This window comes from Serratia sp. KH_031 (assembly GCF_057839655.1).
On sequence record NZ_CM174496.1, the window covers coordinates 2,076,835 to 2,093,193 of the forward strand.

General features: G+C 50.7%; 15 protein-coding genes. 11 read left to right on the forward strand and 4 right to left on the reverse strand.

Annotated features, from left to right (window positions below):
• Positions 1-6 precede the first annotated feature (6 nt).
• The 6 genes from AC3ISQ_RS09380 to phoH all read left to right on the forward strand — a co-directional run bounded on the left by AC3ISQ_RS09380 (position 7) and on the right by phoH (position 6,979).
• The gene (locus AC3ISQ_RS09380; RefSeq protein WP_489352589.1) at positions 7-450 is read left to right on the forward strand and encodes a hypothetical protein; all 444 of its coding nucleotides are present in this window, start codon (positions 7-9) and stop codon (positions 448-450) included.
• A complete protein-coding gene (locus AC3ISQ_RS09385) occupies positions 447-1,715 on the forward strand; it encodes an FKBP-type peptidyl-prolyl cis-trans isomerase N-terminal domain-containing protein (protein ID WP_489352591.1) in 1,269 nt (422 codons plus the stop codon). Before AC3ISQ_RS09380 ends, AC3ISQ_RS09385 begins: the two co-directional genes overlap by 4 nt.
• Positions 1,716-2,332: 617 nt before the next feature.
• On the forward strand, positions 2,333-3,184 hold the full coding sequence (gene efeU, locus AC3ISQ_RS09390; RefSeq protein ID WP_489352593.1) for an iron uptake transporter permease EfeU: 852 nt from the start codon (positions 2,333-2,335) through the stop codon (positions 3,182-3,184).
• A gap of 22 nt (positions 3,185-3,206) precedes the next feature.
• Positions 3,207-4,331 (forward strand): iron uptake system protein EfeO, encoded by a 1,125-nt coding sequence (gene efeO, locus AC3ISQ_RS09395; protein ID WP_489352595.1) that lies wholly within the window; start codon positions 3,207-3,209, stop codon positions 4,329-4,331.
• A gap of 10 nt (positions 4,332-4,341) precedes the next feature.
• The gene (gene efeB / locus AC3ISQ_RS09400) at positions 4,342-5,622 is read left to right on the forward strand and encodes an iron uptake transporter deferrochelatase/peroxidase subunit (protein WP_489352596.1); all 1,281 of its coding nucleotides are present in this window, start codon (positions 4,342-4,344) and stop codon (positions 5,620-5,622) included.
• 568 nt (positions 5,623-6,190) lie between these two features.
• Positions 6,191-6,979, forward strand: coding sequence for a phosphate starvation-inducible protein PhoH (phoH, locus tag AC3ISQ_RS09405; RefSeq protein WP_489352598.1), 789 nt, complete (start codon positions 6,191-6,193; stop codon positions 6,977-6,979).
• A gap of 128 nt (positions 6,980-7,107) precedes the next feature.
• Here the strand turns inward: phoH and chaA are convergent, their stop codons facing one another.
• On the reverse strand, positions 7,108-8,187 hold the full coding sequence (gene chaA, locus AC3ISQ_RS09410; RefSeq protein ID WP_489352600.1) for a sodium-potassium/proton antiporter ChaA: 1,080 nt from the start codon (positions 8,185-8,187) through the stop codon (positions 7,108-7,110).
• Between the two features lie 494 nt (positions 8,188-8,681).
• A complete protein-coding gene (locus tag AC3ISQ_RS09415) occupies positions 8,682-9,500 on the reverse strand; it encodes a siderophore-interacting protein (RefSeq protein ID WP_489352602.1) in 819 nt (272 codons plus the stop codon).
• A gap of 257 nt (positions 9,501-9,757) precedes the next feature.
• On the opposite strand from AC3ISQ_RS09415, the gene AC3ISQ_RS09420 reads away from it, so the two are divergent.
• Positions 9,758-10,441, forward strand: coding sequence for a gamma-glutamylcyclotransferase (locus tag AC3ISQ_RS09420; protein WP_489352604.1), 684 nt, complete (start codon positions 9,758-9,760; stop codon positions 10,439-10,441).
• A 128-nt stretch (positions 10,442-10,569) separates the two neighbouring features.
• A complete protein-coding gene (gene cbl, locus AC3ISQ_RS09425) occupies positions 10,570-11,523 on the forward strand; it encodes an HTH-type transcriptional regulator Cbl (protein WP_489352606.1) in 954 nt (317 codons plus the stop codon).
• Between the two features lie 54 nt (positions 11,524-11,577).
• On the opposite strand, the gene AC3ISQ_RS09430 is transcribed toward cbl, so the two are convergent.
• Both AC3ISQ_RS09430 and AC3ISQ_RS09435 read right to left on the reverse strand, forming a co-directional pair.
• Positions 11,578-11,763 carry a hypothetical protein gene (locus AC3ISQ_RS09430; protein WP_489352608.1) on the reverse strand — a complete coding sequence of 62 codons (186 nt, stop codon included), beginning with the start codon at positions 11,761-11,763 and terminating at the stop codon, positions 11,578-11,580.
• Between the two features lie 81 nt (positions 11,764-11,844).
• Positions 11,845-12,429 (reverse strand): hypothetical protein, encoded by a 585-nt coding sequence (locus AC3ISQ_RS09435; RefSeq protein ID WP_489352610.1) that lies wholly within the window; start codon positions 12,427-12,429, stop codon positions 11,845-11,847.
• Between the two features lie 227 nt (positions 12,430-12,656).
• Between AC3ISQ_RS09435 and AC3ISQ_RS09440 the strand changes: the two genes are divergently transcribed.
• The 3 genes from AC3ISQ_RS09440 to ntrB all read left to right on the forward strand — a co-directional run bounded on the left by AC3ISQ_RS09440 (position 12,657) and on the right by ntrB (position 16,354).
• Positions 12,657-13,916 (forward strand): nitrate- and nitrite sensing domain-containing protein, encoded by a 1,260-nt coding sequence (locus AC3ISQ_RS09440; RefSeq protein WP_489352612.1) that lies wholly within the window; start codon positions 12,657-12,659, stop codon positions 13,914-13,916.
• Between the two features lie 273 nt (positions 13,917-14,189).
• Positions 14,190-15,458 (forward strand): CmpA/NrtA family ABC transporter substrate-binding protein, encoded by a 1,269-nt coding sequence (locus AC3ISQ_RS09445; protein ID WP_489352613.1) that lies wholly within the window; start codon positions 14,190-14,192, stop codon positions 15,456-15,458.
• Positions 15,458-16,354, forward strand: coding sequence for a nitrate ABC transporter permease (gene ntrB, locus AC3ISQ_RS09450; protein ID WP_489352615.1), 897 nt, complete (start codon positions 15,458-15,460; stop codon positions 16,352-16,354). The genes AC3ISQ_RS09445 and ntrB overlap by 1 nt, the downstream gene beginning before the upstream one ends.
• Positions 16,355-16,359 lie beyond the last annotated feature (5 nt).

Here is a 16,359-nt window from a genome sequence, read left to right on the forward strand (position 1 = left end):
TTAACCGTGAAGCGAATTTTCCTTTTATCGTCCCGTCCTGCCGTGCTGGGAGTGTCGTTGCTGCTGTTGGGTTGCCAGAGCGAAACCCCACCAACCGAGAAGCCGCTAGACCGCGCCACCCCCGCCAGCCTATCGACCCCGAAAGCTGAGAGTATTCCGCTGCCACCCCCGGCGCCACCGGCCCATCCGGGGCGTGAAAAAATCGGTCAATGCCAGAGCGAACTGGCTTCGCTCAAGCTGCTCAATAATAAACAGTATGCCCTGCGCAAAGCCCAGTTCAACAGCTTGGTGTCGAGTGCCGGGGTGTACACCGCGGTGCGTGAAGACGTGAACATCCAAACCAAATACACGCTAGATGCGTTGTACAAATACAAAACCAATCTGGTGTGTGCCGACATCGAGCGTGATGTGCTGCAGGCATTGGTGCGGCGTGGAGAGAGTGTGAAATGAAACATCGGTTAGTCTGTGGTGCCTTGTTGGCGCTGACCTGCGGCGGCGTACAGGCCGAGGAGGCCTCTCAGGCACAAACACTGGATTCGCTGGAAAGCATTACCCGGCAAACGGATGAGGCGCCGGCTTTGCTGTATTTAACGCCGTCACAAGTGGCGTCGGCGGCGGAAGAGATGGCCAAACCGGCGCCGCGCCGGGCGAAACCCAGCCGGGCAGGGAGTCAGGCCGACAGCGGCAGCCTGCGTGAACTCAAGGCGCAGCAGGCAGTGATTAACCAACTGCTGGCCAAAGCCAATCAACAGACGGCGGAACTGGCTCAACTGCGCCAGCAGCTATCACAAACTGAGCAAAGCAGTGAACAACTGACGGCCTTGCAAGCCACACTCAAGCAGGTGCAGCAGGACGGTGAAAGCCTGAAACAGCAACTGGCAAGCCAAACCGATGCGCTGAAAGCCACACAAAGTGAGAAAACCGCACTGCAACAAACGCTGACCGCCAACCAAGATGAACGCACGGCGTTGCAGCAAACATTGACGGCTAACCAGACCGAACGCACGGCCTTGCAAACCCAACTGGCGGCATTGAAAACCGAACTGGAAAAAGCTCAACAAGAGAAAAAACCGACCGTCACCGTGCCACAAACTGGCGATGGCGCACGTGATTACGCGATTGGTACTGAGCTGGGGGCAGAAATACTGGCGTTGCTGGATGAGCGTAGCCGTGATGGCATCACCGTCGACAAAACCCTAGCACTGGCGGGAGTGGAAGACAGTTTTAGCGGCAAATACCGCCTGACGGCAGACAAAGTGACGCAGGCACTGAAAGCCCTGACCACCGCGCAGCAAACCCAAGAGCAGGCGCTGAAAACCCAGACCGAACTCAAGGGCAGCAAATACCTGGAATCCTTCAAGAAACAGCCGCGGGCGAAAAAGGCCGCGCTCGGTTATTACTACCGGGTGGATTATCAGGGCAAAGGGGCGATAGCGGATAATGATACCGTCGCCATCGTGGTGAAAGAGAGCCTGACGGACGGCACGGTGATTAAGGATATGGAACTGGCCGACACTTCAATATCGCAACCGCTGAATGCCTATCCCCCGTTGTTCAAAACCGCGCTGAGTCAGATACAAAACCACGGCAGCGTGACCTTGGTGGTACCACCAGCGCTGGCGTATGGCGACAAGGGGCTGCCGCCGTCGATCCCGCCGGGCTCGACCATGGTGTATACCGTGCGGGTGCTGGATGTGATCCCGGCAGTGAAATAATTCTCTCCCCAGCCACTGGCTGTAATGCTAGTCAGTTAGCCTATTTTTGCTGATGCCGTGTAAGTTTCGGTCGCTAGACATTCGTTATTCCCTATGACGCGGACAACCGCGACCGAGTTGGGGGGCCAAGAGCTGCCCCCCCAACACCCCGAGCCCTTGCCATATCAGGCGAAATCCCTGCGCTATGGCACTGCGCATCACGGCTGGCTGTGCAACAGACGTCCCTGTCTGTTTCGCCTAAATCCGCCTTCCCTGGCGGATTTGCCTATGCTCCGTTTCTCCGCTCAGCGCCTTCAATGGCGTTAACACCAGTGCTCTACTCACTAATACCGAATTGGCAAAAACCGCTAAAAAACTCAAGATTAACTGAACGGCATTAAGCCCCGTGGCTGGGGATCATCCCACCCCAAGATCTTTCCCTAGGTGTTCAGTTTCCTACCATTAAACTTTTCCACTGAAATATTTGATTAGAAAAAATCACTGTTCCCCCTACTTGCAATTCTTTTTATTGTAATGATAATCACTATCGTTCTGGTTTACTTTTCTTTACATTCGGTTAGGCGTTGATTTTGTCACGTAGCGACTGAGCGATGGCGGTCTTTTCAGGGGTATCACCTATGTTTGTTCCCTTCCTTATCATGTTTCGTGAGGGGCTGGAGGCGGCGTTAATCGTCAGCCTGATTGCCAGTTATCTAAAAAGAACGCAGCGCGGTCAATGGCTGGGCGCAGTGTGGGCGGGCATTATCATCGCCGTCGTGTTGTGCTTGGCGCTGGGCATCTTCATTAACGAAACCACTGGCGAATTCCCGCAAAAACAACAGGAACTGTTTGAGGGGATGGTGGCGGTGGTGGCGGTATTGATTTTGACCTACATGGTGTTCTGGATGCGTAAGGTGGCTAGATCCGTCAAAACGCATTTGGAAGGGGCGATTGATAAGGCGCTCAACACAGATCAAGGTCAGGGCCAAGGCTGGGCGTTGGTGGCGATGGTGTTCTTTGCCGTCGCGCGCGAAGGGTTAGAGTCGGTGTTCTTCCTGTTGGCGGCTTTCCAGCAAGATGTTGGCATCGCTGCGCCGATCGGGGCACTCCTCGGTTTAGCCTGCGCCATCGTGCTCGGCATGATGATCTACTGGGGCGGTGTGAAACTGCATCTGGCGAAGTTCTTCAAGTGGACCAGCCTGTTTATTCTGTTCGTGGCGGCAGGGCTGGCGGCGGGTGCCATTCGCGCCTTCCATGAGGCCGGCTTGTGGAACCATTTCCAAGACATTGCCTTTGATTTTAGCAATCACCTTTCTACCCACTCGCTGTTTGGCACCTTGCTAGAAGGCATGTTCGGCTATCAAGAAGCGCCAACGGTCAGTGAAGTGGCGGTTTATTTCCTGTACCTGATCCCAGCGTTAATTTTCTTCTTCCTGCCACAGCGGATGGACGCGGTGGCCGTTTCGACAACACATAAAACACCTCGTTAATCATTTATAAAGGGAACCTTGTATGTCTCCATTATTTCGCCGTAAGGCATTGTTGTTGGCGGTGCCTGCGCTGGCACTGAGCTTCAACGCATTGGCGGCTGATGTGCCGCAAGTCAAAGTGACGGTTAACGATAAGCAGTGTGAACCGATGCAATTGACCGTCCCAGCCGGTAAAACCCAATTTGTGGTGCGCAATAGCAGCCAGAAAAACCTGGAATGGGAAATCCTGAAAGGGGTGATGGTGGTCGAAGAGCGTGAAAATATCGCGCCGGGTTTCACGCAAAAAATGACCGCTAATCTAGAGCCGGGCGAATACGACATGACCTGCGGTTTGCTCAGTAACCCGAAAGGCAAATTGACAGTAACAGCCGCCGCTGGCGCGGTGACCGACGGCAAGCCTAACGCGTTGGATCTGGTTGGGCCGATTGCCGAATACAAGGTTTACGTGACTAAAGAAGTCGATGGATTGGTCAAGCAAACCAAATTGTTCACCGATGCGGTGAAAGCGGGCAACGTAGAAGCCGCGCGCAAACTGTATGCCCCGACGCGTCAGCATTACGAGCGCATCGAGCCTATCGCAGAATTGTTCTCTGATTTGGATGGCAGCATTGACGCCCGTGAAGATGATTACGAGCAAAAATCCGCCGATCCGAATTTCACCGGTTTCCACCGTTTGGAGAAAGCGTTGTTCGCCGACAACAGCACCAAGGGTATGGATAAGTATGCTGAGGGTCTTTATACCGACACCGTTGAACTGCAAAAACGTATCGGTGAGCTGACCTTCCCGCCGAGCAAGGTGGTGGGCGGTGCCGCGGCGCTGATCGAAGAAGTGGCAGCCAGCAAAATTAGCGGTGAAGAAGATCGCTACAGCCGTACTGATTTGTGGGATTTCCAGGCTAACGTCGATGGCTCGCAGAAAATCGTCAACCTGTTGCGTCCGTTGTTGGTGAAAGCCAATAAACCGCTGTTGGACAAGATTGACGCTAACTTTAAAACCGTCGACAGCGTACTGGCGAAGTACAAAACGGCAGACGGTTATGAGTCTTACGAGAAGCTGACCACCGCTGACCGCAACGCAATGAAAGGACCGATCACCACGCTGGCAGAAGATTTATCGCAACTGCGCGGTGTGTTAGGGCTGGATTGAGGCACCGACGATGAGTGATAAGTATCAACCTGATTTACCATCGCGTCGTCGTTTGCTGTTGGGGATGGGCATGATGAGTGGTGCGCTCGCGCTGGGCAGCTGCCCGGTGCGGGCGGCAGATAACACAGAAGATAGCACGGCAGAGCCACTAGCAACGCCGCAGGATGAACGCTGGCAGAAACAACCGTTTTACGGCACCCATCAGGCGGGGATTTTGACCCCACAACAATCCGCAATGATGTTGGTAGCGTTTGACGTGTTGGCGACCAATAAGCCGGATCTGGAACGCCTATTCAAGCTGCTGACCGAGCGCATTGCCTTTTTGACTCAAGGTGGCAAAGCGCCAGAGGTTGACACCAAATTACCGCCGATGGACTCCGGTATTATGGGCGCAGAGATCTACCCGGATAACCTGACCATTACCGTCTCGGTCGGTACTTCGTTGTTTGACGAGCGCTTTGGTTTGCAGGGGCAAAAACCATTACGTCTGCAAAAAATGACGCGTTTCCCGAATGACTCGTTGGATGCTTCTCTGTGCCACGGCGATCTGCTATTGCAAATCTGCGCCAACACCAATGAAACGGTGATCCATGCGCTGCGCGATATCATCAAGCATTCACCGGATTTACTTAGCGTGCGTTGGCGGCGAGAAGGGTTTATTTCTGCCCATTCGGCGCGGAGCCGGGGTAAAGAAACACCGATCAATTTATTAGGTTTTAAAGACGGCACCGCGAATCCTAAAACCGACGATAAGCCGCTGATGGATCAAGTGGTGTGGGTGGATGGTGAGCAGGGCGAACCAGCTTGGGCGGTGGGTGGCAGCTATCAGGCAACACGGATTATTCGCTTCCACGTCGAGTTTTGGGATCGCACACCGTTGCAAGAGCAGCAGACCATTTTCGGGCGTGAAAAGCACAGTGGTGCGCCGCTTGGCATGAAACATGAGCACGACGAGCCGGATTACAACCAAGATCCTGATGGTAAAACCATTCCGTTAGATGCGCATATTCGTTTGGCTAATCCACGGACACCGGCAACCCAAAGTAGTTTGATGTTACGCCGTGGCTATAGTTATTCCCTTGGCGTTTCTAATTCCGGCCAATTGGAAATGGGATTGCTGTTTGTGTGTTATCAGTCCGATTTGGAAAAAGGTTTCTTGGCGGTACAGAAACGCTTAAACGGTGAATCGTTAGAAGAATACATCAAGCCAATTGGCGGTGGTTATTTCTTCGCCTTACCGGGGGTGAAACAGCCTGGCGATTATTTGGCCAGCGGTCTGTTGCAAGCCTGATAACATCAGTAAATGTGATGAAGCTCACTCAGCGCAGTTTCATACTGCGCTTTCTCTTTGTCTGAAATTTAAGCAGGAAACAAAAATGCCACACAACAAAAGTAATTATAATTGATTGATTATTAAATAATTTCATTAATTAATGAATTGATCAAAACATCACGGGATTAAAAATTTTTACATTTTATTAACGCATGTGCTTTGAATGTCATTATACTGTCATCATCTGGCGGTAGTTTTCACAGGGTGCGCAGTCCGAGACTGTAAATAACACTGCGGGGATCGCTAATGGTAAAGTCCTTATTTGGGCTAGAAAGAACAAATACCAAACCACTCCTGATTTCTCGTTGTAACGAGGGTTCTCTCTCCGACTCTCTAAATATCCCCGACTTCATTCCCTTATTCAGTAAACCATCCGGTGAACTACGCCGCAGCAATGCTGGTGCGCATTCACTTTGTCCCTTGGCTATGATTGGCTCCGAGGAGGCCAAAACCTAATACGTGTGTGAACATAATCGCGCGGTAATACACCGCTGCGGTAGTTGAAACAAACTGTAAGGTGCCAACTATGGGTAGACAAAAAGCAGTGATCAAAGCACGTCGTGAAGCGAAACGCGTTATTCGTCGTGACGCTCGTAGTCATCGCCAGATTGAGGAAGAGAGTGTGACTTCACTGGTACAAATGGGAGGTGTTGAGTCTATCGGCATGGCGCGAGACAAGCGCGATAGCTCACCCATCGAGGCTAGAACCGAAGCTCAGGGTCATTACTTATTAGCCATAGAAAATAAGCAGTTGGTATTCGCCACCGGTGAGGCCGGCTGCGGTAAAACATTCATCAGCGCCGCAAAGGCGGCAGAAGCCCTGATACATAAAGAAGTGGATCGAATTATCGTCACGCGTCCGGTATTGCAGGCCGATGAAGATCTCGGTTTCTTGCCGGGGGATATTGCCGAGAAGTTCGCTCCGTATTTCCGCCCGGTGTATGACATCTTGGTGCGCCGGTTGGGATCGTCATTCATGCAATACTGCCTGCGCCCGGAAATCGGCAAGGTAGAGATCGCGCCTTTCGCCTATATGCGTGGGCGTACCTTCGAGAACGCGGTGGTGATTTTGGACGAAGCCCAAAACGTGACCGCTAGCCAAATGAAAATGTTCCTGACTCGTTTGGGGGAAAACGTGACGGTGATCGTCAACGGCGACGTGACCCAGTGCGATTTGCCACGCGGAGTGAAATCCGGCCTTAGCGATGCGTTGGAGCGCTTCGAAGAGGATGAGATGATCGGCATCATCCAATTTGATAAACAAGACTGCGTGCGTTCGGCTTTGTGCCAACGGACGCTTAACGCTTACAGTTAACCCACACCCGTATTATGACAAAGGCCGCGCAATGCAAATTGCGCGGCCTTTACTATTTAGAGAATCAAGAAATACTTCACAGAATCAAGAAATGCCCTAACGCTGCAACTTGAAAGATGGCAGGTATTTTAGGCGAAAATCGTCATCATATACGCGGCGAATAGAGCCAAATGCGCGGTGCCATTTAGCACGTTGGTTCTACCGGTCGAGAACGAAATCTGGCACAGAATCAGCACTGTCGACATCACCACGATATGCGGCATTTCCAAACCGAAGATCAGCGTTTGACCAGTCAGCGTGGCAATAATGGTGACCGCAGGCACGGTCAGCGAGATGGTCGCCAATACCGAGCCAAAGAACAGGTTCATCGCCCGCTGCACCTGATTATTCAATACCGCACGCAGCGCGCCTAAACCTTCAGGTGATAGAATCAGCAATGCTACCAAGAAGCCAGTAAACTGCGTTGGTGCATTCAATTTGGTCAGTAACCCTTCTAACGGCGTAGCGTTAAACTTAGTCACTGCAATAACCGCAACCAGATGAATCAACAACCAAACCGCATGCCAGACGCTGCTGTGAGACGACGGCTTGCCATGATGCGATTCACCGTCTTCATCTTCATGCTCATAAACAAACAGGCTCTGGTGTGTTTTGGTTTGAATGGTTAAAAACACGCCATACATGGCCGCAGAGATACCGGCGGCTAGCAATGCTTGGGCGGTACTAAAATTGCCACCAGGCAGCGCGCTAGGTAATACCAATACGATGATCGCCAGTGGGAATATCGCCATCAGGTACTGTTTAATACCGATCAGGTTAACGTGCTGAGTGGCAAACTTGCGTCCACCAAGCAGCAGCGCGACGCCGACCAAGCCACCGGAAACGATCATAATGATCGAGTAGAGTGTATCGCGCATCAGCGTGGGTGCTGCGTCGCCGGTGGCCATTAACGCAGAAATCAGACTGACTTCTAGGACAACCACCGAAAGGCTGAGGATCAACGAGCCATAGGGTTCACCCAACCGGTGGGCTAATACGTCAGCATGGCGCACCACGCTGAAAGCGCTGCTGAGAATACCGATCAACGCTAATAGATTGATACCGACGATCAGCGGAAAATTGCTGGTGTTGCCTAAAAAGTTAAGTACCACCAGAGCGGCGATCGGAAACAGTAGAGAGTATTCGGTATGGCGGGATTGCGACTTCATTGTTGATGTTTCTCCCTTATCACCTGCACTCCACGGTTTTAGATGTTCGAGCCGTGTGAATGCAAAAAGTAGTCAGATAATAGTAGGCTAATCCCGACGAATGGCGCCGGGGAATAATACACTTCATCCTTCAAGCTGCCTCTGTGTTGGCTGCGTTCACTCACCCGAATCACTTACTGGCGTAAGCTCATCGGGATTATGAGCTTCGTTCCTCAGCTCCCCCTTCGGGCCAGCGCAAGCGCTGTTCAAATCGGTCTGACGACCAATTTGTCTTTCACTTGCCGCCTTGATGCAACTTGAATGATTTTGCGTATACAACTTGCGCTGATTTGCAAAAGACTTGTTTGCTTTATGTGACCATGTTAACAAAAAAACCGCTAGGGATGCGGTTTTTTTTAGCTACTTTTACTGGATTGGTGTCATTTTTATTAAGAATGCTCTCAAACTACCCATTTCATCATGATCAGTATGGTTGTAAAGGTAAAGTTCGATGTTTAAGAATCAATATTATCCATGATTTCATGCCGTTTTTCATGATAACCCTCTTCATTTAAGCCCTCTCGCCAATAAGGGACAGCATAAAGCTGATTCCTGTCACATTGCCTTGCTTGACGCAGATAACGGCGCAATCCCATGACTAAACGATCTTCTCCCGCCAGCCAGAAATGTGTGTTGCTATCGGGTAACGGCTGCGCGCAGAACTGGGTGATTAAATCCGCGGTTTTCTCTGTGCCACCAATAATCCAACTGAGTTCAAAACCCGCCGGTTTTTGCAAATCGATAACGTCGGCTGGGCTATCCACACGAATAAAAGCATGGCCTTCGCTACCGGCTGGTAAGTTTTCCAATAATGCGGCGATAGCGGGGAGCGAAGAGGGATCACCGGCTAAACAGTAGTAATCGGCCAGTGGCAGTATCGGTTTAGGGCCACCGGGATTGCTGATGCCGATCTTGTCGCCGGGTTTGGCATTACGGGCGAAATTAACCGCTGGGCCACTGTGGTCGTGAATCGCGAATTCAATATCAATTTCTTGCTGCTGCGGGCGAACCGCGCGGATTGAGTAGGTACGAACCAGCGGACGCACTGCATCAGCCGCCCACACTGGGCCATTGGCAGTTAACTGCGGCAGAGAGGGCTGAGTTTGCCCTGCAAGCGGCAAAAAGACTTTGATATGCGCTGCCGCTGCATTAGCAGGGTAATGCACCAGGTCTTCGGCCTGGAAAGTAATTCGACGTAGATGCGGGGTGATATCACGAATTGCGGCGACTTCAATCAAATAAGGGCCACGAGGGCGTGGGGCTTCAGTTGTCACGAAATTCTCCTTTATCATTCTGTGGTGAGTATAACATGCCATTTGATAATAAGAATTGTTTGTGTTTGGTGTGGTAATGGACGAAAATCATCATGATGATATAAAAATGGCTGTACACGCTTGATTGGTCGATAAGAAAAGAATAAAACAGAGCTATTATTACAGTAATAAAAAGTAGTGCTAACTAAATAAATAAGCCTTAAAGGCATCGTAGTGGCAAAGGGAATGGGACATTCCATTCCCGGAGGTGGTAAAGCATGTTAACGCGAGATTTTCTAAAGCAGGCTGATTGCAAAACGGCATTCGGTGCGATTGAGGAATCGTTGTTACTGACAGCAGAACAGCGTTTAGCCTCATTACAATGCACGTTGTCTCGTCGGCCAGATAATAGCCCTGTTTGGATATTTGGTTACGGTTCATTGATGTGGAATCCGGTATTTGAGGCAGAAGAAGTGTGCCCGGCGATATTATCGGGCTGGCACCGTGCTTTTTGCCTGCGCTTGACCGCCGGGCGTGGCACCACACATCAACCGGGGCGGATGTTGGCCTTGAAAGAAGGTGGGCAAACCACTGGGTTAGCGTTTCGTTTACCAGAAGATAAACTGCATGAAGAGCTAGAGTTATTGTGGAAGCGTGAAATGGTCACCGGTTGCTATTTACCGACCTGGTGCGAACTGACGCTCGATAATAACCAAACCGTTACCGCGCTGGTATTTGTGATGAACTCACAGCATCCATTGTTTGAAGCAGACACGAATCATCAGGTCATTGCCCCGTTGATCGCCAGCGCCAGTGGGCCATTAGGCAGCAATGCCCAGTATCTATTTGCACTCGATAATGAACTAAAAAACTACGGCATGATTGATGACTCAATTGGTGAGTTGGTCAATAGCGTGCGGCAATGGTTACAGCAATTTGGTGGTGCTCAAACAACCGTATAATATTTGTGCCTTTAATAACGGATAGCCTTAGTATTAAAAAGCATAACTCAAGGCTAATTCGTATTTGTTCAATTAAATCCCACCCGTTATCAATAGAGCTAATGATATTGATAACCTGAGGGAGATGGATGAACTTTCAACAACTAAAAATTATACGAGAGTCGGCACGCTGCAACTACAACCTGACCGACGTTGCGAACGCGTTATTTACCTCACAATCTGGGGTGAGCCGTCATATTCGTGAGTTGGAAGAAGAGTTAGGGATCGAAATATTCATTCGACGTGGCAAACGCCTTTTAGGTATGACCGAGCCGGGTAAAGAATTGTTGGTGGTAGCGGAGCGTATTTTAAACGATGCCAATAATATCCGCCGTTTAGCCGATGTTTTCAGCAATAACGATGCCGGGCAACTGCATATCGCAACCACGCATACTCAGGCACGTTATAGCTTACCGGGTGTGATTAAAGAGTTTCGCGCGTTATATCCGCGAGTTCGCGTAGTACTCAATCAAGGCAGCCCAGAAGAGATCGTGGCGATGCTGGCGGCGGGTGAGGCCGATATCGGTATTGCCAGTGAACGATTAAGTAATGACGAAACGCTGGCCGCCTTTCCTTATTATCGTTGGCACCACAGCATCTTGGTGCCAGAAGGACACGAACTGACGCGTCAACCGCAAATCACCTTAGAAATGCTCAGTAACTTACCGTTGATTACTTATCGGCAAGGCATCACTGGTCGTGCCCGGTTGGATGCGGCTTTTATTAATGCCGGGCTAACGCCCGATATTGCCCTTAGTGCGCAGGATTCTGATGTGATTAAAACCTATGTTGAGTTGGGGCTGGGCGTTGGGATCTTAGCAGATATGTCGTATGAGCCAGAACGCGATCGTGGTTTGGTGAGTTTGAACGCTGAGCATCTATTTGAAGGCAATACCGTTTGGTTAGGGGTGAAACGCAGCCAACTACAACGTAACTATGCTTGGCGCTTTATCCAGCTTTGCAATCCAACGCTAACGCTCACCGAGATTAAAGAAAAAGTGTTTTCAGACTCACTCACGGTAGAGATTGATTATCAGATCTAACCGTGGGAATTCCCCCAACCAAACGCGTAATAGTGTCCGGTTGGGAGAGTCGACTTAAGCATTTTTCTGTTGCAGGCGTTTATACATATGGCGCTTGCTCTTTTTTACCGGTCCACAGACAAGAAACTCGATAGGAATGTCTTTCATCGGGTTAGCTTTTCTGTCGGTTAGCCAGGCGCTGAGAGCTACATCAGCAAGTCTTTTATCTTCGATTAGTCTTTTTATATCATCGGTAGTCATATTTTTTCCTCTGCTATAAAAAATTTACGTGTGTCATTTATATATACTCTGGTATGTGAGTCACTAAACATTACACAAATATTATCGTTTGTGAATGTATTTTTTTATTGAGGCAAAGTCGGTGATGCAATCCATGGTGCCAGCAATAACTTCGAATGATGCGTGACGAATATAAAATTCAATTAACTTATCATTGACCGCTTGACTAATTTTTACTGTCATATTTTCATTTGGGGAAACTCCAAAAATAACTAAATTTACACCGTAACGATAAATAACATTCAGGCAACATTCAAACATATTCTCGTTAAGTGGATGCTCCTTGTTTTTACGGACAAAACTCTCTAGTGCAATCAGTTCAATAGTATGACTTGCCTCGTGGTAACCGCACAAACAGAATCCTGCCCGTGCCAAAGGAAACTCGCGCCAGCGGAATACAAAGGGCAACGATTTGTATGTCGCGTTACTTTTTTCTATAAAACGAAATATGGCTTTCCAATTTAACATGTGTCCATTTTTGCGGCTGTTCTGCCAATAACGATCCATTTTCGTCAAGGTTGTGATAAATAAACCTGCTGACGAAAGAACTTTATTCATATCATACAAGGTTTGTTGTATTGCTTGTCGGTGATTAATATTTTCTATGAATCTATATCCATCTTCCATCCATTACCCTCCCTAGATATTATTTCCTGCACGTTAATCAAGGGCGGAATAGCAAACAAATGGCATTGAACGAATCTGCGTAATCTATTCATCGTTATTTACCATCAATCATTTATTGCAGTTAAGCCTGCGAAATAGGCCGCAAAAATGGCGTAGGTGGATAACATTGAAACTCACGGCATGACTTTTGCTTGATCTGACGAAACCCCTTGAGTGGATAACCCGCCATGAGCCGAGCCATCACTTTCCCCCCTGACGCCAGTGATTTTTTACTGGCCTCGAAGCGCTGTGAAATCACCGTATTGCAACAATTACTGCACATGGGGCAGTTAGTGGGACGGGTAAGTCAATTGATTCATGTGCTGCAACGTGAACGCGGTAGCGCCAACATTTATCTATGCTCGCACGGCGTTCACTTTGGTGGGCAATTGGCGGAAAGGGAGCGGGACGTGATCCAAGCTGAACAGGCAATGCAACGCTTGTTGGTACAGTTGGATACCGACAGCGCACCGCTAGCCAGTGCCAGTCGTCTGTTTAGCCGCATAGCTGCCGCTTTGCACTATTTAACGACATTACCGGCGTTACGTGAGCAGGTAAGGCAACAACGGATTAGCCAACCGGAGGCGATGAGCCGTTTTAACGACATCGTAAAAAGCCTGTTGGCATTGGTATTTGAAACGGCGGATGCCAGCGTGGAGCCTGAAATCACACGGGCGCTGATCGCCATGTTCAATTTTATGCAGGGCAAGGAACTGGCAGGGCAGGAGCGGGCTATCGGCGCTGCTGGTTTCGCCTCGCAACACTTTAACCTTGAGACGCATCAGCAACTATTGACCTTGATTGAAGGGCAAGAGCGCCATTTCGGCACCTTCAGCCAGTTTGCCGATCCCGCTTCTTTAGCGCAGTGGCAGCAGATGCAACAACACGACGATCGCGAATTTGAACGCTTGCGGCGCATTGCCTGTACGCAACAGCAACCCATGGGTAACGATGATATTTGTCTGCGTTGGTTTGAAATCACCACCGCCCGTATCGACTTGATGAAACAGATTGAGGATCAATTGGAAACCGCGTTGATGGTGAGTTGTCGCCGTCGTCTGGTGGCGGCTCAACAATCATTGACCCGCGCCGATGCACTCTCGGCGGTGAATTGCGCCGCTTTCGTTGCCGCTCCACTAGGCAGCGCATCGGCGATGTTGGTCAGTGATGTTAGCCCGCGTTTAAGTCGTTCAATGATGGAGTTAATCCAGCAGCAATCCCAGCGCCTACAAACGCTGTCGGAAGAATTAGCCGCCGCACAGGCAACTTTGCAGGAGCGTAAGCAGATCGAACGAGCCAAAGGGCTACTGATGCAGCATCGTGGTTTAACGGAGGATCAGGCGCACAAACAGCTGCGCAAAATGGCGATGAACCAGAACCAGCGGCTGATTGATATTGCCAATGCCATGCTGTCGGTGGCTGATATTTTTCCGGCCAAACAAGGGTAATTATTAAGAGGTAGATGCACATCCTCAGTGCAACCCCTGCGTTGCGATTGTGCAAAAAATCCACATTTCACCAAAACTAGCGCAGAGAAAGGCTTAAAAACCGCAAGTGATAGAGTTGGCACACAAGCTGCATTACTCACTGGTGCCCCAACCAACGGCGGTTGGGTCAACAATAAAGATTTGGATAAAGGCGTCCTGTTAGCGTGTTCACCCCCATGGTGGAATGCGCTGATCGGACGCCTTTTTTACTTTTACTGACGGAAGGATTGGCTGATGACGCACACCAAACACGCTGGGTTTCCGCTTTCGCGCCGCCGTTTCTTACTGAGCAGCGCAGCACTGGGCGGCAGCATGATGTTACCTGGCTTGATGAATACGGCTTGGGCGGCAGGTTCAGATGCGCCGGAGAAAAAGGAGATCCGCGTCGGCTTTATTCCGCTGACCGATTGCGCCTCGGTGGTGATGGCGGCGGTGAAAAAATTTGATGAAAAGTACGGCATCAAAATCATCCCTAGCAAAGAGGCCAGTTGGGCGGCGGTGCGCGATAAATTGCTGTCTGGCGAACTGGATGCGGCTCATGTGCTGTACGGCATGGTGTATGGCCTGCAACTCGGTGTCGCCGGGCCACAGAACGACATGGCCGTACTGATGACGCTGAATAACAACGGGCAGGCGATCACGCTTTCCAACCAGTTTAAACAGGCTGGCGTTACCGATGCGACAGCGCTGAAAAAACATATCGATGCCAGCGCCAAAGGAACTTACACCTTTGCGCAAACCTTCCCCAGCGGCACTCACGCCATGTGGTTGTATTACTGGCTGGCGAACGCCGGTATTGATCCATTTGACGACGTGCGCAACGTGGTGGTACCGCCACCGCAAATGGTGATGAACATGAAAATCGGCAATATGAGCGGTTTCTGCGTCGGTGAGCCGTGGAACCAGCGAGCGATTGCCGAAAACGTCGGTTTTACCGCCGTAACGACGCAAGAGATTTGGCCTGATCACCCTGAGAAAGTACTGGGGACCACCGATGCTTGGGTGAGCGCTAATCCAAACAGTGCCCGCGCTTTAACCGCTGCGGTACTGGATGCCGCTCGTTGGATCGACGCTTCCGACGCCAACCGGCAGGAAACCGCGCAGGTGATTGCCGGGCGCGCCTACATCAATACCAAAGCCGAAATTATTACCGGGAGAATGCTGGGGCAGTATCAAAACGGGCTAGGTAAATCTTGGCAAGACGCCCATGCGATGCGTTTCTTCCACGAGGGCGAAGTGAGCTTCCCGTATTTGTCCGACGGTATGTGGTTCCTCACGCAGCACAAGCGCTGGGGGCTACTGAAAACCGATCCTGACTATTTGGCAGTCGCGCAAAAAATCAACCGTATTGAGACCTATAAAGCCGCGGCCACCGCGGTGGGCGGTATCAACTTACCGAACAGCGCCATGCGTAGCAGCACGCTGATCGATGGTAAGCGTTGGGACGGTAGCAACCCGGCGGAATACGCCAACAGTTTCGCCATCAAGCGTGGAGGTCAGTGATGAAAAATTTGGCTGAACAACTCGATCTACAAGTGGTGGTGAGTGAACCGGTCAGTGCGCAAATAGTCTCCCTGAAGGAAACACCCCCAGCGCCGCCAGTGACTAAATCACGCCGAAAATTGCCTTGGCAGCAGGCGTTTCGCCGTGTGGTGCCTGCGTTATTGGGTTTGGTGCTGGCGATTGTCGCTTGGCAGATTGCGGCGCAGAGCAGCGACGGATTTCCTACGCCGTTGTCCACATGGCAGGCGGCGTTGACGCTGTTCTCCGATCCCTTCTATTCCGCCGGGCCAAACGATCAGGGCATTGGTTGGAACGTGTTGGCTTCATTACAACGTGTCGCGCTGGGCTTTGGGCTAGCGGCGTTGGTCGGCATCCCGGCCGGATTCTTGCTAGGGCGCTTTGCCTTCCTCGCACAGATGCTCAACCCGATTATTTCTCTGCTGCGCCCGGTCAGCCCGCTGGCTTGGTTACCCATTGGTTTGCTGCTGTTTCAGCGTGCCGAACCGGCTTCTACTTGGACGATTTTTATCTGCTCGATCTGGCCGATGATCCTCAACACCGCCGAAGGGGTGACGCGCATTTCGCAGGATTACCTCAACGTGGCTCGGGTATTGAAACTCTCGGAATGGACGGTGATGCGCAAAATCCTGTTCCCGGCGGTGTTGCCCTATGTATTGACCGGCGTGCGGTTGTCCATCGGCATTGCGTGGCTGGTGATCGTGGCGGCAGAAATGCTCACTGGCGGTGTCGGCATCGGTTTTTGGATTTGGAATGAGTGGAACAACCTCAACGTCGAAAACATCATCATCGCCATCTTGCTGATCGGTGTAGTCGGGCTGCTGCTAGAGCAGGGGCTGATGTGGTTGGCGAAACGTTTTAGTTATCAACAGCAATAGGGGCA